The organism is Rhodococcus sp. GQ147 (assembly GCF_059759155.1).
In genome coordinates this window covers 1-25,402 of the sequence record NZ_JCAXDU010000006.1, presented here as the reverse complement: position 1 = coordinate 25,402, position 25,402 = coordinate 1, and the positions used below count along the sequence as shown (strand labels likewise).

The following is a 25,402-nucleotide window of genomic DNA, read 5'->3' as shown; positions in this document are numbered from 1 at the left end:
TTCTAGAACCTGTTCTACTCTTGATCCATGCAGCGTCTCAGCGGGCTCGATGCCGGTTTCCTCTATCTCGAGACCCCCAGTCAGCTCCTCCACATCTGCGGGCTGATCGTGCTGGATCCGTCCACCGTCCCGGGCGGCTACGACTACGTGAGACTGCGCAACGAACTCGAAGCGCGCCTCACCGCCGTACCCCAGTTCCGGATGAAGCTCGCCGACAGCAGGTTCAACCTCGACCATCCGGTCTGGGTCGACGACCACGACTTCGACCTCGACCGGCACGTCCACCACGTCGGCGTGCCCGCCCCGGGCGGCCGGACCGAGCTCGCGGAGCTGTGCGGACACATCGCCGCGCAACCCCTGGATCGCTCCCGGCCACTATGGGAGATGTGGTTCGTCGACGGTCTCGACGACGGCAGGATCGCCGTCATCGCGAAAATGCATCACGCCGGAGTGGACGGGGTCTCCGGTGCCGCACTCATCGCGCAGCTGTGCAGCCTCGACCCGGCCGATCCCCGGCCCGAACCGGTGCAGTGGGGTGCCGGCGACGCGAACGATCTCGCCATCGCGATCGCCGGAGCCCTCAACGTCGCCCGCCGGCCTCTCCACCTGCTGCGGATCCTTCCCGGCGCGGTCACATCGCTGACCTCCTGGATCGCCCGCGCCCGACGCGGCGACGCCATGCCCGCGCCGTTCACGGCGCCGCGCACCCCGTTCAACTCCACCATCACCGGACACCGCACCGTCGGCTTCGCCGAGCTGAACCTCGACGACGTGAAGCTGGTGAAGAATGTCTTCGGCGTCACCGTCAACGACGTGGTGATGGCGGTGTGCGCCGGCGCGCTGCGCCGATATCTGGAGCGGCGCAGCGAGCTGCCCGACTCCCCGCTCATCGGGATGATCCCGGTCTCGGTCCACGGCAGGTCGGATCGGCCGGGACGCAACCAGGTCTCGGCGATGTTCGCCGACCTCCACACACACATCGCCGACCCCGCAGAGCGGCTGCGGGCACTCTCGGAAGCGAACGCGGTGGCCAAGGAACACAACGCCGACCTCGGCGCGAACCTGCTGCAGGACTGGTCCCAGTTCCTCGGCGCGGCCGTGTTCGCCCCCGCGATGCGCGCCTACGCCGGACTGCGGCTCGCCGACCGGCACCCGGTGATCCACAACCTCGTTATCTCCAACGTGCCCGGACCTCCCGTGCCGCTGTACTTCCTGGGCGCCCGCATGACGGCGATGTACCCCTTCGGCCCGATCTTCCACGGCGCAGCGCTCAACATCACGGTGCTCTCCCTCGACGGCAGGCTCGACATCGGTCTGATCTCGTGTCCCGATCTCGTCCCCGACCTGTGGAAACTCGTCGACGACTTCTCCCCCGCCCTCGAGGACCTCATCCTCGCGGCCGGCGCGGAGAACGACGACATCCTCACATCGGATGTGGAGCGCGACGATGTCGTCTCGCAGGAGAGGTGACGGTGTTCCGAGGGGAGTTCGCGAGGCGTCGAGCGGGTCCGTGCGTGTCCACCGATCGGACGTTCCGGACAGGAACGGAATTGCACACGGGGACGACACCGCTAGAGTCACGCCCATGCCGGCACAGAACGACGAGGACGAGCAGAAGAGCACGAGCGTGACCACGGTGCCGCTCCTCGAACCCCGCGACGGCGTCCCGAAGGTCGTCACCACGGCGCGCGGGGTCGCCGACGCGGCAGCGATGCTCGCGCAGGGACACGGCCCGCTCGCCGTCGACGCCGAACGCGCATCGGGCTACCGCTACTCCGGGCGCGCCTATCTCGTACAGCTCCGTCGTGACGGCGCCGGCACGGTGCTGCTCGATCCCATTCCCACGCGGGACGACCTCGCTCCCCTGACCGAGGTGATCAACGACCTCGAATGGGTCCTGCATTCCGCCGACCAGGATCTCCCCGGCCTGGCCGAACTCGGACTCCGTCCGGCGAAGTTGTACGACACCGAACTCGCCGGTCGTCTCGCCGGATTCCCCCGCGTCGGTCTCGCCGCGATCGTGGCCGAGACCCTCGGCCTCGAACTGCGCAAGGGCCACGGTGCGGCGGACTGGTCGACGCGACCGCTTCCCGACTCGTGGCTCAACTACGCCGCGCTCGACGTCGAACCGCTCGTCGAACTCCGCGACGCGATGGCGCGCGAACTCGAGCGGCAGAACAAGACCGAGTGGGCCGCTCAGGAATTCGAGCACATCCGGCTCGCGGGGCCGCCCGCTCCGAAGCCCGATCGGTGGCGGCGCACGTCCAAGATCCACGCGATCAAGGACCGACGCCGCCTGGCGATCGTCCGGGAACTGTGGACCACCCGCGACGAGATCGCCGCCCGGCGTGACATCGCCCCGGGGCGCATCCTTCCCGACTCCGCAATCATCGCCGCCGCGGAGGCGAATCCCACGAGCGTCGAACAGTTGCAGGAGCTTCCGGTTTTCGGCGGTCCGCGGCAGCGGCGTTCCTCCCGTGCGTGGTTCAACGCGATCGAGCGGGCCCGTGCACTGCCGGAGGACCGGCTCCCACCTCTCACGCCGCCCCTGACCGGGCCTCCCCCAGCCGGCCGGTGGTCGCGTCACCACCCTGAGGAGGCCGCACGTCTCGCCCTCGCGCGCGGCGAACTCACCGCTCTGAGCCAGGAAGTCGCCGTTCCCGTCGAGAACCTGATCAGTCCCGAACTCGTTCGGCGCCTGTGCTGGGACTGGGACGTCTCCGACGGGGCCGACGTCGAGGAGTACATCGACGGCCGCTTCGCCGAGGGCGGGGCACGGCCGTGGCAGCGCGCGCTGACCGTGCCGCGACTCGCGAAGGCCCTGACGGCGGAGAACTGATCTCCGCCGTCTGCTCTGCGTGCCATCTACTTCCGGCGGCTGCCGCGTCCTGGACATCACATCGAGGCCGAAGAACCGCTCGTACACGTCGCGGCCGCCGTGGAACATCACCGCGGCGATCCACAACTGGAGCCTCGGATCGAAGGCGTTGTATCCGTCGGAGCGGACCGGTGCGTGGGCGCGGTCGACGAAACGCACCACCCTGCGCCGTTCCTCGTCGTCGCCGAACGCCACGAGGAAGATGTACGCGCTCGTGTTCCGGAAACGTGTGACGGGATCGATGAGCGCCCTGCTGTGTTCCACCACCCCGTGCTCTACCGGAGGCAGAGCGATCTCCATGAGGAACCTCCGGGTGAGGTCGGCGGGAACGCCGCTTCACCCACCACACCCCGTACGGTCGCGTCCGGTCGTCGCCGAGCCATGGAACGGGACTGTATTTCCAGATCGCACGGTGTCAAGCGGAGGTCCTCACCGCTTGGGAAGGTCGCAGACAGAGCGACGGCGCGGAGAGAATATTTCTTAACTTCTTACCCACTCGGAGGCGTCGCCACACTCCATGCCGCGTTCGAAGTCCGCCTTGTGGGCGAGTTCTCGCCGGAAACGTCGAGTCGGCCGTTCACCCCGGCGTAATGTTCCCCTGAAGAAAACACACTGCGTCCAACTCTTTTCCCGCTCTCGCGGCCAGTCCGATCCAGGAGTTCCTCGGTGACCCAACCATCGACCGCACACGCCGCGAAAGTCATCGCCGTGACCGTCGCGGCGGCCGTGGGCGGTTTCCTGTTCGGCTTCGACAGCTCGGTCATCAACGGCGCCGTCGACTCCATCCAGGACAACTTCGCGCTCAGTTCGTTCGTGACCGGTTTCGCCGTCGCCATCGCCCTGCTCGGTTGTGCCGTCGGCGCGTGGTTCGCCGGACGCCTCGCCGACAGTTGGGGCCGCAAGCGGGTGATGCTCCTCGGCTCCGCCCTGTTCGTCATCTCGTCGATCGGGTCCGGTCTGGCCTTCAGCGTTCCCGATCTCATGCTGTGGCGTGTGCTCGGCGGCCTCGGCATCGGTATCGCGTCGGTCATCGCACCGACCTACATCTCCGAGATCGCACCCGCTCGCTACCGTGGCGCCCTCGCATCACTGCAGCAGCTCGCCATCACTCTCGGCATCTTCGCGGCCCTGCTGTCCGACGCGGTGCTGCAGAACGCCGCCGGTGGAGCGTCGAACGAGCTGTGGTGGAATCTCGAGGCCTGGCGGTGGATGTTCCTCGTCGGCGTCGCGCCTGCCGTCCTCTACGGTGTACTGGCGCTGACGATCCCGGAGTCCCCCCGCTATCTCGTCGGCAAGGACATGGACGAAGAGGCTGCGGCCGTCCTGGCCAACGTCACGGGCGAGCTCCGGCCCGACGAGCGTGTCCGCGAGATCCGGCTGACGCTGCGACGCGAGTCGAAGGCGTCCTTCGGCGACATCCGCGGCCCGGTCTTCGGTCTGCAGCCGCTGGTGTGGGTCGGCATCACGATGGCCGTCTTCCAACAGTTCGTCGGTATCAACGCGATCTTCTACTACTCGACGACACTGTGGAAGTCGGTGGGCTTCACCGAGAACCAGTCGTTCACGACCTCGGTGATCACCGCCGTGATCAACGTGGTCATGACGTTCGTCGCGATCCTGTTCGTCGACAAGATCGGTCGCCGTCCGCTGTTGATGACCGGTTCGATCGGCATGTTCGTCAGCCTGCTGCTCGCCGCGATCGCCTTCTCGCAGGCGGTCGGCAGCGGTGAGGACGTCGAACTTCCGGCACCGTGGGGTGCGCTCGCCCTCGTCGGCGCGAACGCCTTCGTGATCTTCTTCGCCGCCACCTGGGGTCCGATCATGTGGGTGATGCTCGGCGAGATGTTCCCGAACCGCATGCGCGCGGTGGCCCTCGGTATCAGCACCGCCGCCAACTGGATCGCGAATTTCACGGTGACACTGGCGTTCCCACCACTCACCTCCGCGGTCGGCCTGTGGTTCCTGTACGGACTGTTCGCGTTCTTCGCCCTGCTGTCGTTCTTCTTCGTCAAGGCCAAGATCCCCGAGACCAAGGGCATGGAACTCGAGGAGATGCAGAGCTAACCGATACAGACGCCAGGGGCGGTATCCGGATCACCGGATACCGCCCCTGGCGTTTGCTCACCTGCGTCGGTCGGACTCAGCCCGCTTCGCGGTCGGACTGCTCGACCGCCGACGGTCGCGATCGCTCCTCGGGTTCGCTGTCGAGGCCGGCGACCCAGCCGGTGACCTGACGCGCCACGTCCTGGGCAGTCAGACCGAGTTCGGCGTGGATCTCGTTGCGGGAGGCGTGATCGAGGAACTTCTGCGGCACCCCGAGATCGCGGGCGGGCACGTCGACGCCGTTGCGGCGCAACGCGGCGGAGACCGCCGAGCCGACACCACCGTGGAGGCCGCTGTCCTCGATTGTGACGACGATCCGGAAGCCGCGTGCGAGGTCGACCACCGCGTCGGGCACGGGGAACACCCATCGCGGGTCGACGACCGCGGCGTCGATGCCCTGCCTGGAAAGACGATCGGCGACGTCGAGCGCGAGACCGGCGAAGGCGCCGACCGCGACGATCAGCGCGTCGCCGCACCGCGACGGCGGCATCCGCAGCACGTCGACCGTGCCGTCGAGACGCTCGATCGCCGGGATGTCTTCTCCCACCGAGCCTTTGGGGAACCGGAGGACGGTCGGGCCGTCGGAGACGTCGAGCGCCTCACCGAGTTCCTCTCGCAGCGTCGCCCCGTCGCGCGGAGCGGCGACCCGGATGCCGGGAACGATCCCCAGCAGGGACAGATCCCACATGCCGTTGTGACTGGCCCCGTCGGAACCCGTGACGCCCGCCCGGTCGAGCACCACGGTGACCGGCTGCCGAAGCAGTGCGACGTCCATGAGCAGCTGGTCGAAGGCGCGGTTGAGGAAGGTCGAGTAGACGGCGACGACGGGATGCATTCCGCCGAGCGCGAGACCCGCCGCCGACGTCACCGCGTGCTGTTCGGCAATGCCGACGTCGAAGGTGCGCTCGGGGAACCGTTCGCCGAACTTGGCGAGGCCGGTCGGTCCGGGCATCGCGGCGGTGATCGCCACGACGTCCTCCCGCTTCTCCCCCAGCGCGATGAGTTCGTCGGAGAAGACCGACGTCCAGTCGGGAGCGGAGGCGGACTTCGCCCGGCCCGTGCGCGGATCCATCACGCCGGTGGCGTGCATCTGATCGGCGAGGTGGTTCTCGGCGGGCGCGTAGCCCGCTCCCTTACGGGTGACGGCGTGGACGAGGACCGGACCGCCGTACGCCTTCGCGCGACGCAGCGCCGATTCCATCGCCTGCTCGTCGTGCCCGTCGACCGGGCCGAGATACTTGATGCCCAGATCGGTGAAGAGCACCTGCGGGCTGACCGCGTCCTTCACACCGGCCTTCATGCCGTGCAGCACCGAGTAGGCCGCCGAGCCGATCCAGGGGATCCGCTTGACGATGCGCCGACTGTTGTCGAGCACCTTCTCGTAGCCGGGCTTGAGGCGCAGCGCCGCGAGGTGCTCGGCGAGACCGCCGATCGTGGGCGCGTAGGAGCGGCCGTTGTCGTTGACGACGATCACCATCGAACGGTTCTGCCCGGCGGCGATGTTGTTGAGCGCCTCCCAGCACATACCGCCGGTCAGCGCGCCGTCGCCCACCACGGCCACCACAGTCCGATCGGACTGTCCGGACAGCGAATAGGCCTTGGCGAGTCCGTCGGCGTACGACAGGGCCGCCGAGGCGTGCGACGACTCGATCCAGTCGTGTTCACTCTCCGCGCGGCACGGGTAGCCGGACAACCCGCCTTTCTGCCGGAGACCGTCGAACTCGTCGCGACGACCGGTGAGGATCTTGTGGACGTAGGCCTGGTGACCGGTGTCGAAGAGGATCGGATCGCGTGGCGAATCGAACACCCGGTGCAGAGCGATGGTCAGCTCGACGACGCCGAGATTGGGACCGAGGTGACCGCCGGTCGCCGCGACCTTCTCGACCAGGAATTCCCGGATCTCCCCCGCGAGCTCGGTGAGCTCCACAGGAGAGAGTCGACGTAGATCGTCGGGCGACTGGATGCGGGACAGAACACCCAACTGGAACAGCTCCCTCCGGCTCGTGCCTCACGCTCGTCGCGCGAGTGATTTTTTCAGTCTACGGAGCGCGGGAACGGAGCGTCTCCCGCCACCGCCTCGCTTCCGCGTGATCTCCTGGTCACGGGCGGACGGATCGTCCGCCGGTGAGCGAGGTCACCCTCACGATGAGATGTCGGCGCGATCGGCCGGCGACTTCTCCTCGACGAGGTCGATGGTGGTGCGCAACGCCTGGTTCGGGATCAGCACCACTGCCACCAGGGTAACGACCGCGAACGCCGCCGCCACGAGGAAGAGGGTCGCCGTCGCGTCGCCGTAGGCGGCACGGATGACTTCGGCCACCGGCTCGGGCAGCTGGGAGAAGTCGAGGCTTCCACCCGATCCGCCGCCGGAGGTGTCCACACCGAGCTTCGCGAGACCGTCGGCGGAGATCGTCGCGACACGGGACGCGAGGATCGAACCGAGCACCGACACACCGATCGCGCCACCGAAGGTGCGGAAGAAGGCGACCGAGCTGCTTGCGGCGCCGATGTTGCGCACGCTCACGGTGTTCTGCACGGCGAGGACGAGGTTCTGCATCAGCATGCCGGTGCCCAGACCCACGATCGCGATGTACACGCTGATCAGCGTGAGCGAGGTGAGGTGGTCGACCGTGCCGAGCAGGCCGAAACCGACCATCTGCAGGATCGCGCCGCCGATCAGGAAGCCCTTCCACTTGCCGAAGCGCGTGATGAGCCCACCGGAGAGCATCGACGAGACGAGCGTGCCGGCGACCATCGGGATGGTGAGCAGACCGGCGACCGTCGGGCTGTAGGCCCGCGAGGTCTGGAAGTACTGGCCGAGGAAGGTGGTGGCGCCGAACAGACCGATACCGACGGCCACGGACGCGATGATCGCGAGACCGGTGGTGCGTTCGGTGACGATCTTCAGCGGGATGATCGGATCGGCGACCTTCGTCTCGACGATCAACGTCGCGACGAGCAGGACGATGCCGGCACCGACGTACAGGGCGGACTCGACCGAGATCCACTCGTAGTAGCCGGCCTTGCCGGCGAAGGACACCCAGACGAGCAGGACGCTCACCGCGGCGGTGATGAGCGTGGCGCCGAACCAGTCGATGCTCACGTTCTCCTTGCGGACGGTCGTGACATGCAGCGTGCGCTGCAGCAGGATCAGCGCGACAACGGCGATCGGAACGCAGACGTAGAAGCACCAGCGCCAGCCGAGGAGGTCGACGATGACACCACCGAGCACGGGTCCACCCGACATGGCGACGGCCATGACGGCGCCCATGTAGCCGGAGTACCGGCCACGCTGGCGGGGCGGGATGATGCTGCCGATGATCGCGACGACGAGAGCGGTCAGACCACCCATGCCGATGCCCTGGATCACGCGGGCGGCGAGCAGGACCGGCACGTTGTGCGCGATACCGGCCAGGACCGAGCCGATCACGAAGACCAGGATCCCGAGCTGGACGAGCAGCTTCTTGTTGAACAGGTCGGCGAACTTGCCCCAGATGGGCGTCGACGCGGCGTTCGCCAGCAGCGCCGTCGTGATGACCCAGGCGTACTGGGTCTGCGTGCCGTTCAGATCCGCGATGATCGTCGGCAGGGCGGTCGAGACGATGGTGCTGCTCAGCAGCGCCGTGAAGAGGGCGGCGAGGAGGCCCGACAGCACGACGAGGATCTCGCGGTGCGTCATCTGCTCCTCGGCTGCCGGAGCATCCGGCTGCGCTCCCTGTCCGGAGACTGTAGTCATGAATTGGTCCTTCGAGTATCGATGACGAGCGGAGCCAGGGAGGAGGTGAGACGTTCGAGCGTCGTGATGGCGCCTGCGATCTCGTCCTCGTGCCAGTCCGAGAGTTCTGCGGAGAGCCGTTCGGTCCGGCGCTTCTTCACGATGTCGAGGATCTCGATACCCGCGACCGAACAACTCACCCGATGAGCACGACGATCGTCGGGATCGGGATGTCGATCCACGAGGCCTCGCTCGACGAGTTCGGCGATCTGTCTGCTCAACGACGACTGGCTGACGCACATTTCGACGGCGAGCTCGCTGGGCCGGCACTCCCCCATCCGTGCGAGCACGAACAGCACCGCGACGAGCGCGGAAGGAAGCACATCGGTGTCGTGGTGCACGAGTGCACCGCGCAGCGTGCGACCGAACATGAAGATGGCGTCGGCGAGTTCGTGGGCCTGAGCCTTTTCCGGCACAGCGAACCTCCGTCGGAGTGAACTAATTGATTACGTCATGCAACTATACAGATTAGTTGCGTACTACAAGCAATCTCTTTTCACGTCACACCAACTGTTGGATGCGGCCCTCGTCACACCTCGCCCCGAGCGGGTGCGACGGGAACCCGGTTCAACGGGTGAACAGTCCGATGCACTCCACGTGATGGGTGGAGGGGAACGCCGCGAAGGCCCGGACGTCCGCCAACTCGAATCCGTGGTCCCGGTACAGCCCCACGTCACGACCGAAGGACGCGGGATCGCAGCCCACGTGGACGATCCGGCGCGGTCCCGCTGCGGCCACGGCGACCACCACGTCCTTGCCCGCCCCCGCCCGCGGCGGGTCGAGGACGACCACCTCGGGAGCCGGCAGATCGGGAATCACCCGCTCCACGCGCCCGTGACGGAAGGACACCCGGCCGAGGTCGGCGAGCGCCTCGATCCCGTCGTCCACGGCGGTCTTCGACGACTCGACCGACACCACCCGACCGGACGGACCGACCTGCTCTGCGAGCACGGCCGCGAAGACCCCCACTCCGCCGTACAGATCCCATGCCGTCGCACCCTCCGAGGTCTGCGCCCAGTCGGCCACCGCAGCCGAATAGGTCGACGCGGCACCGCGGTGGGCCTGCCAGAAACCGGTCGGCGCCAACCGCCACTCGCGTTCGCCGACCCGCTCGACCACACGTCCCGAGCCTTCGATCACCTTCTCCGGACGGCGCGCGTTCACCGCCGCCCGCCGCGACGCCGCGCCGCGCCGGCCCTGCCGCCGCGCACCACCCGAGAGGACCGGAGGTGCGATCTCCACCACGTGCCGCCGGCCGTCCGCGTCGAGTACGACCTGCAGCTCCGCTCCCGGCTGCCACACACGATCGGTGAGGCCGACGTAGGCGTGCGGATCGATCTGCGGGCACGCCAGTTCCGGGACGACCTCGTTGCTGCGGTACCGGCGGTATCCCGGGTTCCCCACCACGTCCACCGCGAGCCGGACCCGGGTGCGCCACAGGGTGCCGTTGGACGCACCGCCCGGCACCTCCTCGACGGTCACCTCGCGGTCCACTCCACCGAGCCGGCGCAGCTGCTCGGCCACCACCGCGCCCGTGAAACGGCGTTGCGCCTCGACGGTCATGTGCGCGAGGTCGCAGCAACCCGCCCCTCCCGGACCGGAGATCGGGCAGACCCGATCGACGCGGTCCTCGGACGCCTCGAGCACGTCCTCCACGTCGGCGAAGCAGAACGACCCGCCCCGATCCTCGGTGACCCGAGCGAAGACACGCTCCCCCGGCAGTCCGTGCCGCACGAACACGACGCGCCCCTCGAACCGCGCGACACACGCACCACCGTGGGCGGGATTGCCGAGGATCACCTCGATCCTCCGGCCGGACCAATCCGTACGCGGGTGTGCCTGACGATTCACCGCGGTTCCTCCTCGTTGTCCAACTGTCGATCCTGCCCGTTGGGGGCGGCCCGCCCCACCGCACCGGCGTCCGCGGACGAGCGCAGCTGCCAGGGCACACTCGTCACCATCACCCCCGGCTGGAAGAGGAGCCGGCTCTTGAGCCGCAGGGCGCTCTGGTTGTGGAGCAGTTGCTCCCACCAGTGCCCCACCACGTACTCGGGGATGAAGACGGTCACGACGTCGCGGGGAGAATCGCGCCGCACCCGGCGGACGTAGTCGAGGACGGGCCGCGTGATCTCCCGGTAGGGCGACTCGACGACCTTCAACGGCACGGTGAGATCGCTCTTCTCCCATTCGAGTACGAGACGCCGGGTGCTCTCGTCGTCGACGTTCACGGTGATCGCCTCGAGGGTGTCGGGGCGGGTCGCCCGCGCGTAGGCGAGGGCGCGCATCGTGGGCAGGTGCAAGGTCGAGACGAGCACGATCGAATGGGTGCGGCTGGGCAGCACCCCGTCCCAGTCCGCCCTCTCGAGTTCGGCGGCGACCGTGTCGTAGTGGTGCCGGATCGCCTTCATGAGCCCGAACGCGACGACCATGGTCACCACTGCGATCCACGCCCCGGCGGCGAACTTGCCCGTCAGCACGACCAGCAGCACCACCGACGTGGAGACGCACCCGACGCCGTTGATCAGCCGCGACCGCGCCATGCGGCCCAGCGCCGACGGATCCGTCTCGGTGCTCAGTTCCCGCGTCCAGTGCCGCACCATGCCGGCCTGCCCCAGGCTGAACGCGACGAACACACCCACGATGTACAGCTGGATGAGCCGGGTGACCTCGGCCTCGAAGACCCACACGAAGACGACGGCGATCCCGGCGAGGAAGAGGATGCCGTTGCTGAAGGCGAGCCGGTCGCCGCGGGTGTGGAACTGGCGCGGCAGGTAACGGTTCTGCGCGAGAACCGAACCGAGCACCGGGAATCCGTTGAAGGCCGTGTTGGCGGCGAGCACGAGGATCACGGCGGTGACGATCGTGATCAGGACGAACGCGGCCGGCACCCCCTCGAAGACGGTGTGCGCCAGCTGGGAGAGCAGCGTCTTCTGCTCGTAACCCTCGGGTGCACCGCGCAGCTGGGTGTCGGGATGCTCGGCCACCACCACACCGAGCCGCTCGGCGAGGAAGACCACCCCGAGGAACAGCGTGACGGCGATGCCACCGAGCACCAGCAGGGTCGTCGCGGCGTTGCGTGCCTTCGGCTTCTTGAAGGCCGGCACCCCCGTGCTGATCGCCTCGACACCCGTCAGCGCCGCGCAACCGGACGAGAAGGCGCGCGCGAGTAGGAGGACGAAGGCGAGCGCGGTCAGATCCGTCTGCTCGGCGACGAGTTCGAAGTCCGCCGACTCCGCCCGCAGGTCGTCGCCGAGGACGAAGATCCGGAACATCCCGGCCCCGAGCATCACCAGCATGCAGCCCACGAAGGTGTAGGTGAGCACGGCGAACGCCCGGCCGGCGCGCCGGAGTCCGCGCAGGTTCACCGCGGTGAGCAGCACGATCGCGACGACGACGAAGAGCACCTTGTGCCGGGCGACGAACGGGACGGCCGATCCGACCGTCGCCGCCGCGGACGACAGCGACACCGCGACCGTCAGGACGTAGTCGACGAGCAGCGCACTGCCGACGGTCAGCCCTGCCGTGGGCCCGAGATTCTTCGTGGCGACCTCGTAGTCGCCGCCGCCGGACGGGTAGGCGCGCACGGTCTGGCGGTAGCCGGCGACCACGATCACGAGCACGAAGGCGACAGCGAGTCCGATCCACGGCGAGAAGGCGTAGGCGGACAACCCCGCGACGGAGAGGACGAGGAAGATCTCCTCGGGTGCGTAGGCGACCGACGACAGCGCGTCGGAGGCGAAGACCGGCAGTGCGGTGCGCTTGGGCAGCAACTCGTGCCCGAGAGTGTCGCTGCGGAAGGGGCGACCCAGCACGAGCCGCTTCGCCGCGGTGGAAAGCTTGGACACGCGCAAAGCCTATGCGGTTCCGGCCCCGAAGTACCCCTCGGCCGGGTCACGACCTCTCGAAGATCGTCACGCGGTACCGTTCGGATCGGCGGTCCACAGCGGTCCGTCTCGGAAAGATCGACCGGAACGGAGTCCACTGGGGTGTACGTGGTGGTGATGGGGTGCGGTCGGGTCGGTTCGGCGGTGGCCACCGCACTCGTCCGGCTCGGCCACGAGGTCGCGGTCATCGACCGCGATGAGAGCGCGTTCGGACGACTCGGCCCGGACTTCCCCGGTCGCACCGTGCTCGGCATGGGCTTCGACCGCGACGTCCTGATCTCTGCCGGCATCGAACACGCCGACGCCTTCGCGGCGGTCTCGTCCGGCGACAACTCGAACATCATCTCGACGCGCGTGGCCCGCGAGACCTTCGGCGTCGAACGCGTCGTCGCGAGAATCTACGACGCCAAGCGGGCCGCCGCGTACGAGCGGCTCGGCATCCCCACCGTGGCGACTGTGCCGTGGACCACCGACCGTTTCCTGCATGCGCTCACACACGACAGCGAGACCGCCCGCTGGCGCGATCCCACCGGATCCGTCGCCATCGCCGAGGTGAACGTGCACGAGGGGTGGGTCGGACGACGCGTCACCGACCTCGAGGATGCCACGGGTTCGCGCGTCGCGTTCCTGATCCGGTTCGGCACCGGGTTGCTGCCCGACCGCAGGACGGTGCTGCAGGCCGACGACTCCGTCTATATCGCGGCCGTGTCCGGTTCGGTCTCGGAGGCGATCACACACGCCGAGAACCCGCCGGTCGACGAGAACTGACCCGTCCACCCGAGAGGAAGCCCACATGAAGGTGGCGATCGCCGGCGCCGGAGCGGTGGGGCGCTCGATAGCGCGGGAACTGCTGCGCAACGCCCACGAGGTGATGCTCATCGAGCGCAAACTCGACCACGTAGAACCCGAGTCCGTGCCGGACGCGACGTGGGTACACGCCGATGCCTGCGAACTCAGCTCGCTCGAATCCACCGGACTCGAGCAGTACGACGTCGTGATCGCGGCGACGGGCGACGACAAGGCCAACCTGGTCCTCAGCCTGCTCGCGACCACCGAGTTCGGTGTTCCACGGGTCGTAGCCCGCGTCAACGATCCGCGCAACGAGTGGCTGTTCGACGAATCGTGGGGTGTGGACGTCGCGGTGTCCACACCGCGCATGCTCGCGGCGCTGGTCGAGGAAGCCGTCACCGTGGGCGATCTGGTGCGGCTGATGACGCTGCGCAAGGGCGCGAACCTGGTGGAGGTCACCCTGCGCGACACCACCGCCCTCGCCGGGAAACCGGTCCGGAAACTGGAACTGCCGCGCGATACGGCACTCGTGGCGATCCTGCGCGGCGGGCGGGTGATCGTCCCTCAGCCGGACGATCCGCTCGAGGGCGGGGACGAACTGCTGTTCGTCACGGCGGAGGACGTCGAGGACGATCTCCGGCAGGCGGTGAACCGCTAGTCGCGGAGTCTGTGCCGACTAGTTGCAGAGCCGGTGCCGACTGGTCGCGGAGCCGGTGCCGGCTAGTCGCGGAGCCGGTGCCGACCGGGGAGCCGAGGCTGCCCGTCGTGCGTGCCGTGCTCGTCGCGGGGCTTGTTCGACAGCCCGTCGTCCGTCGCCGGATCGTCGGCCGGCGCGTCACCGACCGTCTCCGAGGGCGCGGGTTCGACGATGCGGTCGGCACGCCGGACCGCCCAGAGGGTCACGAGCAGGGCAAGAGCAGTGAGCGGCCAGCCCATGCCGATCCGGGCCACCGCGAGCCAGCCGGTGCGGTCCTCGTCGTAGAGGTGGTTCTGCACGAGATAGCGACCGAGGAAGACCAGGGTCCACGCGAGGGTCGCGACGTCGTAGGCGCGCACCGCGGTGGTATGCGAACGCCACCGCGATCCCTGGCCGTTGAGCATCCCCCAGATCACGCCCACGAGCGGTCTGCGGACGAGCACGGACAACAGGAATGCGCCCCCGTAGACCAGGCTCGCGTAGATCCCGAAGAGGAAGTATCCCTTCGCGTCGCCGGTGCGATGAGCGATGAAGGCACACAGGGCGACTCCGAAGAAGCCCGAGATCGCGGGCTGGATCGGGGTGCGCTGGATCAGGCGCCACACGAGCACCGCGAGGGCGACGCCCAGCGCGGACCAGATGGCGACGGTGAGGCCCCACAGGCTGTTGACGGGGACGAACACCAGCACCGGCAGCGTCGAATAGACCAACCCGCTGATCCCACCGAGTTGTTCGAGCATCGTCTGCTGGTTGGTGTCGCTCACTCCTACGAGCCTGCCACATCCGGCACAGGGGTACGACCCTGCGTGCACCAGGGGCACCACTCCGCGCGCACAGAGGTCAGGCGGGCTCGCGCAGCTCGTAGTAGGGGTTGTAGATCACCTTGCGTCCGTCGCGTTCGCCGACACGACCGCGGACCATCAACGTACGCCCGGGCTCGATCCCCGGAATGCGCCGACGACCGATCCACACGAGCTGGATCGAGTCGGTCCCGTCGAAGAACTCCGCCTCGACGACGGCGGCAGCGGCACGCGAACACGACTCGACACTGCGAAGACGTCCGTACATGGTCACTTCCTGACCGCGGGCGCATTCGACGACGGGTAGGGCGCCCGTGGAGTGCGAGGATTCGGCCATCTGCTCGGCATCGAGTTCTTCGATGTCCTCGGTGAGCCGCCGTGTGAGCCGACGCAGGTAGCCGGCCGGGGAAGCCATAACACGCTCCTGTACGGAAGGGGCACGGATCTCGCGCCACCGGACTCTTCTTCGCCCGCCACTGTAGACCCATTCTCGCCGGATACAAGTTGCACGGTGCACACGCGCGTGCAGCCGTCGGTCGTCCTGCTGTGCGGGCAGGTGAGCGCGGTCTCCGGGGTTCGATGGTGCAGGATCGTCCGCATGTCCCACAGCGAATCCCCGGTCCCCCCGACCGCCGGCACCGCGGTCGTGCTTCCCGGCACGGGTTCGGACGCATGCTTCGCCGAGAAGGCGTTCGGCGCCGAACTCCGACGGCGGAGCATCATCCCGATCGCCGTCGATCCGGATCCGCGCGGTGTGGTGGCGAGCTATCTCACCGCGCTCGACGAGGCGGCCGAGAACGGGCCGATCCTCGTCGGAGGGGTGTCGATCGGTGCAGCCGTCGCGTTGAGGTGGGCATACGACAATCCGGACCGGGTCGTCGGCGTCCTCGCTGCCCTACCTGCATGGACCGGCGATCCGCGGGAGGCGCCGGCCGCCGCGAGCGCGCGGTGGACGGCCTCCGAACTGCGCGCCCACGGGCTCGATACGGTCACCGCTGCGATGACGGCGTCGAGTCCGCCCTGGCTCGCCCGGGAATTGACGCGTTCGTGGAGCGCCCAGTGGCCCGATCTCCCGTCCGCGCTGGACGAGGCCGCACACTACCGGGCACTCGACGTCGACGAACTGCGTGCCGTGACCGTGCCGGTCGGTATCGCCGCCGCGGTGGACGACGCGGTTCATCCGCTCGCAGTGGGGCGGCAATGGTCGCGGGAGATCCCTCACGCGGAACTCGCGACGGTGACACTCGAACAGGTCGGGGACGACCCCTCCGTGCTCGGGAGGTTGTGCCTCGCCGCGCTCGACAGGATCGTCCCCGTCCCGAACCGATGATCGGTACTGGCCTCAGAAGCCGAGTTGCTGCATCGCCGAACCGGATTCGCCGCGGCGCGGCGGCGTCTGCCGGGCGGGCGGGACCTGCTGCGTCTGCTGGGCGGGCTGTTCCGGCGGGGCGGTCCGCGGAGCGGGCTGCGCCGGAGCTCCGCCCTGTTGCTGCCGCGCGGCGGCCTGCTGTTGCTGCTGCGCGGCGGCCTGCTGTTGCTGCTGCGCGGCGGCCTGCTGTTGCTGCTCCTGCGCCGCGACGAGCTGGCGGGTGAGTGCCTCGGGCAACACGATCGGCAGCGGTGTACGGACCGGATGGGGTTCGGATCCGCGACGGACGACGGTGCCGGAGATCACCGACCGTGCGATCCCGACGAGTTCGGAGTCGGCTCCGGCGTTCCCCGAGGGCGCCGCGACGACGCAGCGGATCATCCAGCGGAAGCCGTCGACACCGATGAACCGGAGATCCGCGTTCGCGGTCCTGCCGTGCAGTTCGCGACCCCACGGCCCCGATTCGATGCTGACCTCGGCCTTGTCGTTGCGCAGCGTCTCCGCGAGCTCGGCGGCGACCTCACGCCACTGTCCCGGCGACTTCGGTGCGGCGTACGCGGAGACCGTGATGCGCCCGAACTGGGTCACGAGATGGACGTTCTGCGGCGTCCCGTTCGGAGCCATCTCGACCTGGATCTGACCACCGGCCGGCAGCGGTACGAGCACGGATCCGAGGTCGAGACGGGAGGCGGTCACCGTCTCCTCGTCGACCTCGTCGATGTCGTACGGGCCGGAATCGGCCGCACTTCCGGTGGCGTACTCGTCGTACTCCTCGTCGGCGGGCTCGTCGTACGCGCCGAGGTCGCCGGCGGAAGCGGCGTCGGTCGCCTCGATGTTCGACCCGCGGTCCTTGCGGCGTCGTCCGAACATGTCAGGAACCCTCCTTCACGAGGCCGGCGTGCCCGCCGCTCGATCCGTATCCGCCGCTGCCCCGCGCCGTGTCGTCGAGCTCGTCCACTTCGTCGAATTCGACGAGTTCGACACGCTGGACGAGCAGCTGCGCGATGCGGTCGCCTCGGCGGAGTTCGACGGCGCGCTCGGTGTCGTGGTTGATCAGACACACCTTGATCTCTCCACGGTAGCCCGCGTCGACCGTCCCGGGAGTGTTCACGATGGACAGACCGAACTTGGCGGCGAGGCCCGAACGCGGGTGGATCAGGCCGACCGTGCCCACGGGCAGCGCGACGGCGATGCCGGTGCCGACGAGCGCCCGCTCCCCCGGGCCGAGGGTCACGTCGACCGACGTGCACAGGTCCACACCGGCGTCACCGGGGTGGGCACGAGTGGGCACGGGGAGCTCCGGATCGAGCCGGCGCAGCGGTATCGGGGGAAGATCGGTCACGTCGTCCGAGACTACTCGCGTGCCGGGTCGCTCCGCCGAGGCGACTATCCTTACGGTGTGTCCCGTTCCTCGCGCACCTCACCGACTACACCTCCGACGGCCGACGCTCCGACCTTCTCGGAGCGGATGTGGGTGCCGTGGTGGTGGTGGCCGATCGGGCTCGGTGTGGCCGCCCTGCTCGCGGCCGAGCTGCACATGGGTGCCCCGGGGATGTACGCGTGGCTTCCCTACGTCCTTCTGCTCCCGGTCCCGATCTGGGTCCTGACCTGGCTCTCACGCAGCCGGGTCGAGGTGGTCGACGGCGAACTCGTCGTCGGTCGCGCACATCTGCCCGTCGACGTGATCTCGCGGGGTGTGGTGGTTCCGGCGTCGGCCAAGAGCGCCGCGATGGGCCGCCAGCTCGATCCGGCGGCGTTCGTCCAGCACCGTCCCTGGGTGCGGACCATGGCGCTCGTCGTGCTCGACGACCCGGAGGATCCGACACCCTACTGGCTGGTGAGCACGCGGCGGCCTGCCGAACTGCTCGCGGCGCTGGGTTGCGACGAGTCGGGCCGCAAGGACGATCCGACCCGCAAGTAGGGCTGTTCGAACGGGCACCGGGTCCCCGGATACGACACGGCCCCGGATGCCGGGAACAGCAGAGGCTGCCGTGGCGCCGGGGCACGCAGGAGGGAGACGCGGGTGACCACGGCGCATCGTCGTCACCCGGCCTCGTTTCGCACCTATGTCCTCACGCTGCCCTATGTCCTCACGCTGCGCAGTCCCGGCAGATCATGACACCGTTCTCCTCGCTCGCGAGTCTGCTCCGGTGATGCACCAGGAAACAGCTCGAGCAGGTGAATTCGTCGGCCTGCTTCGGGACGACACGCACCGACAGCTCTTCGCCGGACAGATCCGCCCCGGGCAGCTCGAAGGACTCGGCGGTGTCCGATTCGTCGACGTCCACCACAGCGGACTGGGCCTCGTTGCGCCGGGCCTTCAGTTCCTCGAGTGAATCCTCCGACACATCGTCGCTGTCGGTCCGCCGGGGTGCGTCGTAGTCAGTCGCCATTTCCTCTTACCTTCTAGTACTCGTACCGGTAGCCGGCCGGGACACGGACGGTGCTCCCGGCCAGGGCAACGCACGGCCGTCCGTTGGAGTTCCCGACGGGTGTGCCATTGCTGTGGCATACCCGAATTGACTCTGTTTTCGCGCCGCACCGCCCATTCTTGGACGGTTCGGCCGCCGAACAATAGCCGACCTCACGCACGAATATGCAATCGATGCGTGGAAACGCCGGGAATTGTCTGGCAATCGTCATCAACAACACAACGACTCGTGACATTTCCTCGGGTCGGCGGTTCCACCGACCACGTCCGCGACCTCTACAGTGAGTGCGACGAACACGGCATGACACGAGAGGCAGGGCCGCGTGGTTTCCCTGATCACCGAAGGAAGCGCAACCGATGACCGCGGCCGCCCGTTCCGTCGGCGCCGGGTGGTCCCGGCCGCCGTGGCGGGTGCCGTCCTCGCCGCAGGCACGATCGTCGTGTGGTCCTCCGTGTTCACCTCGTCCGAGCCCGTCACGACCACCGTGGCGTGCAACGCTCCCCCGACCGAGGCCACCGACCCCGAAGGCCCACAACCGGCTCCGCTCGGCGAGGTCGTGGACCGGTCGACGCTGCTCGAGGTCGAACCCGCTCCCCTGACTGCCACCCGGGTGCGCGTCTACAACGCCAACGGCGAACGCGGCCAGGCCACGCACGTGGCCGCTCAGCTGAGCGATTACGGTTTCTCGAGCCCGCCCGACGTGCAGGCCGGCAACGATCCGGTCTACGTCGACCAGAACATGCAGTGCCAGGGGCAGATCCGCTTCGGCGAGGCCGGGCGCGCTGCTGCGTCCTCGGTGTGGTTGCTCGCCCCGTGCGCCGAGTTGGTGCAGGACACACGCGAGGACGACACCGTCGACCTCGCGCTGGGAACCTACTTCCGGGACATCTCCCCCGGGGCGGATGCCGAAGAGGTCCTGCGGGCACTACGCGAGGTCCCGGCGGGCGAGGAGACGGCTCCGCTCGACCTCGATCTACTCACGGCCGCACGCAATGCCCGGTGCTGAATCTCTTTTCACAGACCGTGCATCCTGTTTTTCGTCACTGTTGCGGTAAAAGGTGACGAACCACAATTCATGATGTGACGAAACGGTCAATTCGGAATTGCGTCGAGCGCTCCGATTTCGGCGAGCAGAGTTTCGAAATCGGCCGCGATCCCCGGCGCGGCCGCGACCGTGAGTTCCCCGTCGTCCCCGGTGCCGCTCGGGACACGCACCACCGCACCGGCTTCCGCAGCGACGAGCGCCCCCGCCGCCCAGTCCCAGGGACCGAGTCCGTGTTCGTAGTGGGCGTCGACCCTGCCGGCCGCGACCATGCACAGGTCCAGGGCGGCCGCTCCGACACGCCGGATGTCGCGCACCCTCGGTAGCAGCGCCGCCACCAGCTCACCCTGACGTGCGCGTCGTGCCGGCGAGTACGAGAAGCCGGTCGCCACGAGCGCCAGTCGCGGATCCGTCACGGGATTGCATCGCAACGGCACCCGCGTGCCGTCGACGTCCAGATGGGCACCGAGACCCTCTGCCGCCGAGAACGTCTCCCCCGAGGCGATGTCGACGACGGCACCGGCCACCGAGCGTCCGTCGACCCGCGCGGCCACCGAGACCGCCGAGGCGGGGAGTCCGTAGACGAAGTTGACGGTGCCGTCGATGGGATCGACCACCCAGACGACTCCGCTCGCGGCAGTCACCGTCCCGCCGTCGGCCCCGGTCTCCTCGCCGAGGAAGGCGTCGCCCGGCCGCAGTTCCGTGAGCCGACGCCGGATGAGTTCCTCACTCTCGGTGTCGGCGGCGGTGACGGGATCGGTCACCGTCGATTTCGTCCCCACACTGGCGGCCTCCCCCGAGCCCGGAGGACCGAACAGCTCGACCCGGCGTACACGGACGTAGGACGCGGCCTCACGGGCGACGGTCACCGCCACATCCCTCAGCGCGGACAACTCGGATTCGGGGATTGTTCTCTGTGCGTGCACGAACCGATCCGAACACAGTGCCGACGGTTTCGCCACCGACCCCGCACCCGGTGACACCGGGCACTATCGTTTCCACGAGCGGAGCAGCCGGCCCCAACCAGCGAGAGGAAGTACGCAATGGCACAGGACGTCCCCACGGACCGAGCGACTCCCGTCAACCACGGATTCGGAGTCGACATCGGGGGAAGTGGCGTCAAGGGTGCCGTGGTGGATCTCGACACGGGCCGCTTGGTCGGCGACCGCATCAAGATCCTCACTCCGCAACCGTCCACTCCCGAGGCCGTGGCGAAGACGGTGGCGCAGATCGTCGAACAAGCCGGCTGGACGGGTCCCGTCGGCGTGACCCTGCCGAGCGTGGTCACCGGAGGTGTCGCCCGCACCGCCGCCAACATCGACAAGTCGTGGATCGGGACCGACGCCGGATCCCTCTTCTCGCGGGTGCTCGGCGGCCGGGACGTCTCGGTGCTCAACGACGCGGACGCCGCGGGAATCGCCGAAGACCGCTTCGGTGCCGCCAAGGACACCGACGGCGTGGTGATCCTCCTGACCTTCGGCACCGGGATCGGTTCGGCCGTGCTGCACAACGGTGTACTGCTGCCCAACACCGAGTTCGGGCACATGGAGGTCGACGGCAAGGAGGCCGAGCACCGCGCCGCCTCGTCGGTCAAGGAGCGCAACGACCTGTCGTACAAGCAGTGGGCCAAGGAGGTCTCGCGCGTCCTCGCCCGCTTCGAGGATCTGCTCTGGCCCGACCTGTTCATCGCGGGCGGCGGCATCAGCCGCAAGCACGAGAAGTGGATCCCGCTCCTGACCAACCGCACCCCGGTGGTCCCCGCCGAACTGCGCAACGCGGCGGGAATCGTAGGGGCTGCTTATGCTGCGAAAACAGGTGTCACTCCCTGAGTCCGGCGCATCGGCCGCCCGAGGGATCGTTACAATGGTCCCCAGCAGGCCGGAACCGGCCCTCATCCCGACAGACCTCTCCGCCGGAATCACTCTGGCGCGACGCCGCACTACCTCGTCACGAAAGGGCGTACGTGGCAGCCACCGACATCCACACCGCTGATTCCGCCAACGAATCGGCACCCGTTGCGGACGCTTCGAGCGTCGCAGGCGCTGCGGACTCCGCGGAGGGCACCGCTCCCGGTGCCAAGCCGCCGGCGAAGAAGACCGCTGCGAAGAAGGCCCCCGCGAAGAAGGCGGCCGCCAGGAAGGCTCCTGCGAAGAAGGCAGCCGCCAAGAAGACCACCGCGAAGAAGGCAGCAAAGAAGGCCACGAAGGCTGCGGGTTCGGGCGACGAGGACTTCGACGCCACCGAGGAAGCGGACCTCGCAGACCTCGAGGTCTCGGAGGGTGATCTCGCCGGCGCCGAGGATGTGGTGGTCGAGGACGACGAGCCCAGCGAGAAGGACAAGGCCTCGGGCGACTTCGTCTGGGACGAGGAGGAGTCCGAGGCGCTGCGTCAGGCACGCAAGGACGCCGAGCTCACCGCCTCGGCCGACTCCGTGCGCGCCTACCTCAAGCAGATCGGCAAGGTCGCCCTCCTCAACGCCGAGGAGGAAGTCGAGCTCGCCAAGCGCATCGAGGCCGGTCTGTACGCGACCCACATGCTGCAGCAGCTGGCGGCGAAGGGCGAGAAGCTCCCCGTCGCGCAGCGCCGCGATCTGAACTGGATCTGCCGCGACGGCAACCGGGCCAAGAACCACCTGCTCGAGGCGAACCTCCGTCTCGTCGTCTCGCTCGCCAAGCGCTACACCGGCCGCGGCATGGCGTTCCTGGACCTGATCCAGGAAGGCAACCTCGGTCTGATCCGCGCGGTCGAGAAGTTCGACTACACCAAGGGTTACAAGTTCTCCACCTACGCGACCTGGTGGATCCGTCAGGCCATCACCCGTGCCATGGCCGACCAGGCCCGCACCATCCGTATCCCGGTGCACATGGTCGAGGTCATCAACAAGCTCGGTCGTATCCAGCGCGAGTTGCTCCAGGATCTGGGCCGCGAGCCCACGCCCGAGGAGCTCGCCAAGGAAATGGACATCACGCCGGAGAAGGTGCTGGAGATCCAGCAGTACGCGCGTGAGCCCATCTCCCTCGACCAGACGATCGGCGACGAGGGCGACAGCCAGCTCGGCGACTTCATCGAGGACTCCGAGGCCGTCGTGGCCGTCGACGCCGTCTCCTTCACCCTGCTGCAGGATCAGCTGCAGTCGGTGCTCGAGACCCTGTCCGAGCGTGAAGCGGGCGTCGTGCGTCTGCGCTTCGGCCTCACCGACGGCCAGCCGCGTACCCTCGACGAGATCGGTCAGGTCTACGGCGTGACGCGCGAGCGCATCCGTCAGATCGAGTCGAAGACCATGTCGAAGCTGCGCCACCCGTCGCGGTCGCAGGTGCTGCGCGACTACCTCGACTGACATCCGTCACGAAGAACGAGGGCCATCCGATCGGGCGGCCCTCGTTCTTCGTTCCGGACCCCGAGGTCAGCAGAAGAAGGCCGCTAGAGAAGGGGCCGCTAGAGAAGCTCCGGTTCGTCTCCGGGAAGGCGCTGTCGCTCGTCACCTCCGGGGAGTCGTGTGGATGCGAACCGCATCACCGGTTCGACGACCCGCGCGGCCACCGGACCGAGCACGGCGGTGATCATCACGTATGCCGAAGCGATCGCCGCGAGGCGACTGTCGACGTGTCCGGAGGCGACGGCCAGCCCGGCGATCACGATAGAAAACTCTCCCCGGGCGATGAGTGCCGCGCCGGCGCGCGCCCGGCCCATCACGGCGATACCGTGACGGGCCGCCGCGATCCATCCGGTGACGAGCTTCGTCAGCGCGGTCAGCACGGCCAGCAGGATCGCCCAGCCGAGCACCGGCGGTATCGCCGTCGGATCGGTGTTCAGCCCGAAGAAGACGAAGAAGATGGCGGCGAACAGGTCGCGGAGCGGTTCGAGGACCCGGACCGCGTTGTGTGCCGTCGAACCGGAGATGGCGATGCCCAGCAGGAAGGCGCCCACGGCCGCGGACACCTGCAGGGCCGACGCGATCCCCGCCACCAGCAGCGCTGCGCCGAGCAGCTTGAGCAACAGCGTTTCCCGATCGGGGCTGTCGAGCACGACCGAGACGTAGCGCCCGTATCGCACCACCAGCACCAACACCACGGTGACGAGACCGAGTGAGATCGCGACGGCTTCGAGGCCGCCGAGCAGACTCACGCCCGCCAGGATCGCAGTGAGGATCGGGAGGTAGACGGCCATCGCGAGATCCTCGAAGACGAGGATCGACAGGACGACCGGTGTCTCGCGGTTGCCGAGGCGCCCCAGATCGGCGAGGACCTTCGCCACGATCCCGGACGACGAGATGTAGGTGACACCCGCAAGCACGAAGGAGCCGATGGGTCCGAGACCCAGGATCAGCGCGATGGCGGCTCCCGGCACCGCGTTCAGGGCGAGGTCGAGCAGGCCTGCCATCCGAGAGCGTCGCAGGCCGCTGATCAACTCGTTCGCGGTGTACTCGAGACCGAGCAGCAACAGCAGCAGGACCACGCCGATCTCGCTGGCGATGTGACTGAACGCCCCGATATCGCCGAGCTGGATGAAGCCACCATTGCCGAAGCACAGGCCGCCGATCAGATAGAACGGGATCGGCGACATGCCGATCCGCGCCGCGAGCCGTCCGAGGACGCCGAGTCCGAAGAACACCGCACCCAGTTCGATGAGTGCGAGTGTCGTCGTGTCCATTCTGCGGGATCAGCCGTTGCGCAGGATCCTGGCGGCCGCGTCGAGACCGTCGGCCGTTCCGACCGTCACCAGGATGTCCCCACCCGTGAGAACGAAGTCGGGTGTCGGGGACGGCATGACCTGACCGGCACGCATCACGGCCACGACGGACACACCGGTGCGGGTGCGCAACGCGGTGTCGCCCAGTACCGCTCCGTCGAACCGTGAATCCTCGTGGATGTGGAGCTGGCGGGTGAGGATTCCGGGCAGGTCGCGGTGGTCGTCACGCAACTGGGCGACGAGCTGTGGGGCACCGAGCAGATTGCTGAGCGTCGCGGCCTCCTCGACGGTGAGAGGCAGGGAGGCCGCACACGCGTCGGGGTCGCCCGCCTTCGAGATGATGAGGTCGCTGTGACCGTCCCGATGGGTGATCACCCCGATGCGGCGCCCGGAGGCCAGTTCGAAGTCCTTGCGTACACCGATCCCGGGAAGCGGCGTCACGTCGACGATCATGGTCGAAAGACTAGTCCTCCGGACCGACGGCATCCGCTCGCTCCCGGTCGAGGGGCGGGAACCGACCGTCCGGTCCCGGCAGGTAGGGCGTCACCTCCACAACGACGTCGACGGGCAGGGGCCCGTAGAGGTGCGGAAAGCGCATCGACTCCGGGTCCTCCGGTACGCCGGGTTCGAAACGGAGCGGGTCGACGAGGCGCGTCGGGTCGACGCGCAGCAGGAGGAGGTCCGTGCGGCCTGCGTACAACCGGTCGGCGGGCAGGTGCACCTGGTGCGGGGTCGACAGGTGGACGAAACCCTGGGTCCCGAGGGAGTCCGGCACGACCGCCCCGAGGGGTCGGAAGTGGTCCCAGTCGTCGCGGGAGATGATGTGCAGCAGGGTCTCGGTCATGGCGTCATTGTGCGTCGGACAGCCCGTCCGGGGCGTTTCCGGCCCCCTCGGGCTCTGCGCTGTGAGCGAACACACCGTGCGGAAAACGGCCATGTCGAAG

The 25,402-nt window shown here is 68.3% G+C and carries 24 protein-coding genes and 1 pseudogene; 10 read left to right on the top strand and 15 right to left on the bottom strand.

Features of this window, described 5'->3' with window-relative positions; genetic code table 11:
- Positions 1 to 27: 27 nt before the first annotated feature.
- Together AC6CID_RS08995 and AC6CID_RS08990 are read left to right on the top strand one after the other, a co-directional pair.
- Complete coding sequence (locus AC6CID_RS08995; RefSeq protein ID WP_019289223.1) at positions 28 to 1,470, top strand: WS/DGAT/MGAT family O-acyltransferase; 1,443 nt, start codon at positions 28 to 30, stop codon at positions 1,468 to 1,470.
- Positions 1,471 to 1,585: 115 nt separating this feature from the next.
- The gene (locus tag AC6CID_RS08990) at positions 1,586 to 2,839 is read left to right on the top strand and encodes an HRDC domain-containing protein (RefSeq protein WP_006551361.1); all 1,254 of its coding nucleotides are present in this window, start codon (positions 1,586 to 1,588) and stop codon (positions 2,837 to 2,839) included.
- 123 nt (positions 2,840 to 2,962) lie between these two features.
- On the opposite strand, the pseudogene AC6CID_RS08985 reads toward AC6CID_RS08990, so the two are convergent.
- Positions 2,963 to 3,178 (bottom strand): annotated as a pseudogene (locus AC6CID_RS08985) (oxygenase MpaB family protein); the annotation flags it as partial.
- A gap of 366 nt (positions 3,179 to 3,544) precedes the next feature.
- On the opposite strand from AC6CID_RS08985, the gene AC6CID_RS08980 reads away from it, so the two are divergent.
- Positions 3,545 to 4,942, top strand: a complete 1,398-nt coding sequence (locus AC6CID_RS08980; RefSeq protein ID WP_024100730.1) for a sugar porter family MFS transporter — start codon at positions 3,545 to 3,547, stop codon at positions 4,940 to 4,942.
- A 76-nt stretch (positions 4,943 to 5,018) separates the two neighbouring features.
- Here AC6CID_RS08980 and dxs read toward each other — a convergent pair whose 3' ends face one another.
- The 5 genes from dxs to AC6CID_RS08955 all read right to left on the bottom strand — a co-directional run bounded on the left by dxs (position 5,019) and on the right by AC6CID_RS08955 (position 12,601).
- The gene (gene dxs, locus AC6CID_RS08975) at positions 5,019 to 6,962 is read right to left on the bottom strand and encodes a 1-deoxy-D-xylulose-5-phosphate synthase (RefSeq protein WP_072740497.1); all 1,944 of its coding nucleotides are present in this window, start codon (positions 6,960 to 6,962) and stop codon (positions 5,019 to 5,021) included.
- Between the two features lie 159 nt (positions 6,963 to 7,121).
- Entirely contained in the window at positions 7,122 to 8,717 is a 1,596-nt protein-coding gene (locus AC6CID_RS08970; RefSeq protein WP_006551358.1) for an MDR family MFS transporter, read from the bottom strand.
- Complete coding sequence (locus AC6CID_RS08965) at positions 8,714 to 9,172, bottom strand: MarR family winged helix-turn-helix transcriptional regulator (RefSeq protein WP_006551357.1); 459 nt, start codon at positions 9,170 to 9,172, stop codon at positions 8,714 to 8,716. Before AC6CID_RS08965 ends, AC6CID_RS08970 begins: the two co-directional genes overlap by 4 nt.
- Positions 9,173 to 9,323: 151 nt before the next feature.
- Entirely contained in the window at positions 9,324 to 10,607 is a 1,284-nt protein-coding gene (locus AC6CID_RS08960) for a class I SAM-dependent RNA methyltransferase (protein ID WP_094980546.1), read from the bottom strand.
- Positions 10,604 to 12,601 (bottom strand): APC family permease, encoded by a 1,998-nt coding sequence (locus AC6CID_RS08955; RefSeq protein WP_006551355.1) that lies wholly within the window; start codon positions 12,599 to 12,601, stop codon positions 10,604 to 10,606. Before AC6CID_RS08955 ends, AC6CID_RS08960 begins: the two co-directional genes overlap by 4 nt.
- Positions 12,602 to 12,742: 141 nt before the next feature.
- Between AC6CID_RS08955 and AC6CID_RS08950 the strand changes: the two genes are divergently transcribed.
- Positions 12,743 to 13,408 carry a potassium channel family protein gene (locus AC6CID_RS08950; RefSeq protein WP_006551354.1) on the top strand — a complete coding sequence of 222 codons (666 nt, stop codon included), beginning with the start codon at positions 12,743 to 12,745 and terminating at the stop codon, positions 13,406 to 13,408.
- Positions 13,409 to 13,433: 25 nt separating this feature from the next.
- On the top strand, positions 13,434 to 14,087 hold the full coding sequence (locus tag AC6CID_RS08945) for a potassium channel family protein (RefSeq protein WP_016694461.1): 654 nt from the start codon (positions 13,434 to 13,436) through the stop codon (positions 14,085 to 14,087).
- Positions 14,088 to 14,149: 62 nt separating this feature from the next.
- Here the strand turns inward: AC6CID_RS08945 and AC6CID_RS08940 are convergent, their stop codons facing one another.
- Together AC6CID_RS08940 and AC6CID_RS08935 are read right to left on the bottom strand one after the other, a co-directional pair.
- Positions 14,150 to 14,890, bottom strand: coding sequence for a DUF3159 domain-containing protein (locus AC6CID_RS08940; protein ID WP_006551352.1), 741 nt, complete (start codon positions 14,888 to 14,890; stop codon positions 14,150 to 14,152).
- Between the two features lie 76 nt (positions 14,891 to 14,966).
- Positions 14,967 to 15,341, bottom strand: a complete 375-nt coding sequence (locus AC6CID_RS08935; RefSeq protein WP_006551351.1) for an OB-fold nucleic acid binding domain-containing protein — start codon at positions 15,339 to 15,341, stop codon at positions 14,967 to 14,969.
- A 183-nt stretch (positions 15,342 to 15,524) separates the two neighbouring features.
- Here AC6CID_RS08935 and AC6CID_RS08930 point away from each other — a divergent pair, with 183 nt between their 5' ends.
- A complete protein-coding gene (locus AC6CID_RS08930) occupies positions 15,525 to 16,256 on the top strand; it encodes an alpha/beta fold hydrolase (protein ID WP_063714178.1) in 732 nt (243 codons plus the stop codon).
- A 12-nt stretch (positions 16,257 to 16,268) separates the two neighbouring features.
- On the opposite strand, the gene AC6CID_RS08925 is transcribed toward AC6CID_RS08930, so the two are convergent.
- A complete protein-coding gene (locus AC6CID_RS08925) occupies positions 16,269 to 17,165 on the bottom strand; it encodes a DUF3710 domain-containing protein (RefSeq protein WP_498353849.1) in 897 nt (298 codons plus the stop codon).
- Position 17,166: 1 nt separating this feature from the next.
- Positions 17,167 to 17,637, bottom strand: a complete 471-nt coding sequence (gene dut / locus AC6CID_RS08920; RefSeq protein ID WP_217579862.1) for a dUTP diphosphatase — start codon at positions 17,635 to 17,637, stop codon at positions 17,167 to 17,169.
- A 126-nt stretch (positions 17,638 to 17,763) separates the two neighbouring features.
- Here dut and AC6CID_RS08915 point away from each other — a divergent pair, with 126 nt between their 5' ends.
- Complete coding sequence (locus AC6CID_RS08915; RefSeq protein WP_006551347.1) at positions 17,764 to 18,216, top strand: DUF3093 domain-containing protein; 453 nt, start codon at positions 17,764 to 17,766, stop codon at positions 18,214 to 18,216.
- 169 nt (positions 18,217 to 18,385) lie between these two features.
- Here AC6CID_RS08915 and AC6CID_RS08910 read toward each other — a convergent pair whose 3' ends face one another.
- Positions 18,386 to 18,688 (bottom strand): DUF4193 domain-containing protein, encoded by a 303-nt coding sequence (locus AC6CID_RS08910; RefSeq protein WP_006551346.1) that lies wholly within the window; start codon positions 18,686 to 18,688, stop codon positions 18,386 to 18,388.
- 361 nt (positions 18,689 to 19,049) lie between these two features.
- Between AC6CID_RS08910 and cei the strand changes: the two genes are divergently transcribed.
- On the top strand, positions 19,050 to 19,733 hold the full coding sequence (gene cei / locus AC6CID_RS08905) for an envelope integrity protein Cei (protein ID WP_006551345.1): 684 nt from the start codon (positions 19,050 to 19,052) through the stop codon (positions 19,731 to 19,733).
- Positions 19,734 to 19,819: 86 nt separating this feature from the next.
- Here the strand turns inward: cei and AC6CID_RS08900 are convergent, their stop codons facing one another.
- On the bottom strand, positions 19,820 to 20,713 hold the full coding sequence (locus AC6CID_RS08900) for an inositol monophosphatase family protein (protein WP_217580210.1): 894 nt from the start codon (positions 20,711 to 20,713) through the stop codon (positions 19,820 to 19,822).
- Positions 20,714 to 20,812: 99 nt separating this feature from the next.
- Between AC6CID_RS08900 and ppgK the strand changes: the two genes are divergently transcribed.
- Complete coding sequence (ppgK, locus tag AC6CID_RS08895; RefSeq protein ID WP_024100721.1) at positions 20,813 to 21,598, top strand: polyphosphate--glucose phosphotransferase; 786 nt, start codon at positions 20,813 to 20,815, stop codon at positions 21,596 to 21,598.
- A 134-nt stretch (positions 21,599 to 21,732) separates the two neighbouring features.
- Positions 21,733 to 23,106 (top strand): RNA polymerase sigma factor, encoded by a 1,374-nt coding sequence (locus AC6CID_RS08890; protein ID WP_019289209.1) that lies wholly within the window; start codon positions 21,733 to 21,735, stop codon positions 23,104 to 23,106.
- Between the two features lie 98 nt (positions 23,107 to 23,204).
- Here the strand turns inward: AC6CID_RS08890 and AC6CID_RS08885 are convergent, their stop codons facing one another.
- Genes AC6CID_RS08885 through AC6CID_RS08875 form a run of 3 tightly spaced genes read right to left on the bottom strand, consistent with a single transcriptional unit; the run spans position 23,205 to position 25,302 of the window.
- The gene (locus AC6CID_RS08885) at positions 23,205 to 24,419 is read right to left on the bottom strand and encodes a cation:proton antiporter (protein WP_217579863.1); all 1,215 of its coding nucleotides are present in this window, start codon (positions 24,417 to 24,419) and stop codon (positions 23,205 to 23,207) included.
- 9 nt (positions 24,420 to 24,428) lie between these two features.
- Positions 24,429 to 24,911: a cation:proton antiporter regulatory subunit gene (locus AC6CID_RS08880; RefSeq protein ID WP_064060802.1), complete on the bottom strand. Its 483-nt coding sequence runs from the start codon at positions 24,909 to 24,911 to the stop codon at positions 24,429 to 24,431.
- 10 nt (positions 24,912 to 24,921) lie between these two features.
- A complete protein-coding gene (locus AC6CID_RS08875; protein ID WP_006551339.1) occupies positions 24,922 to 25,302 on the bottom strand; it encodes a DUF952 domain-containing protein in 381 nt (126 codons plus the stop codon).
- Positions 25,303 to 25,402 lie beyond the last annotated feature (100 nt).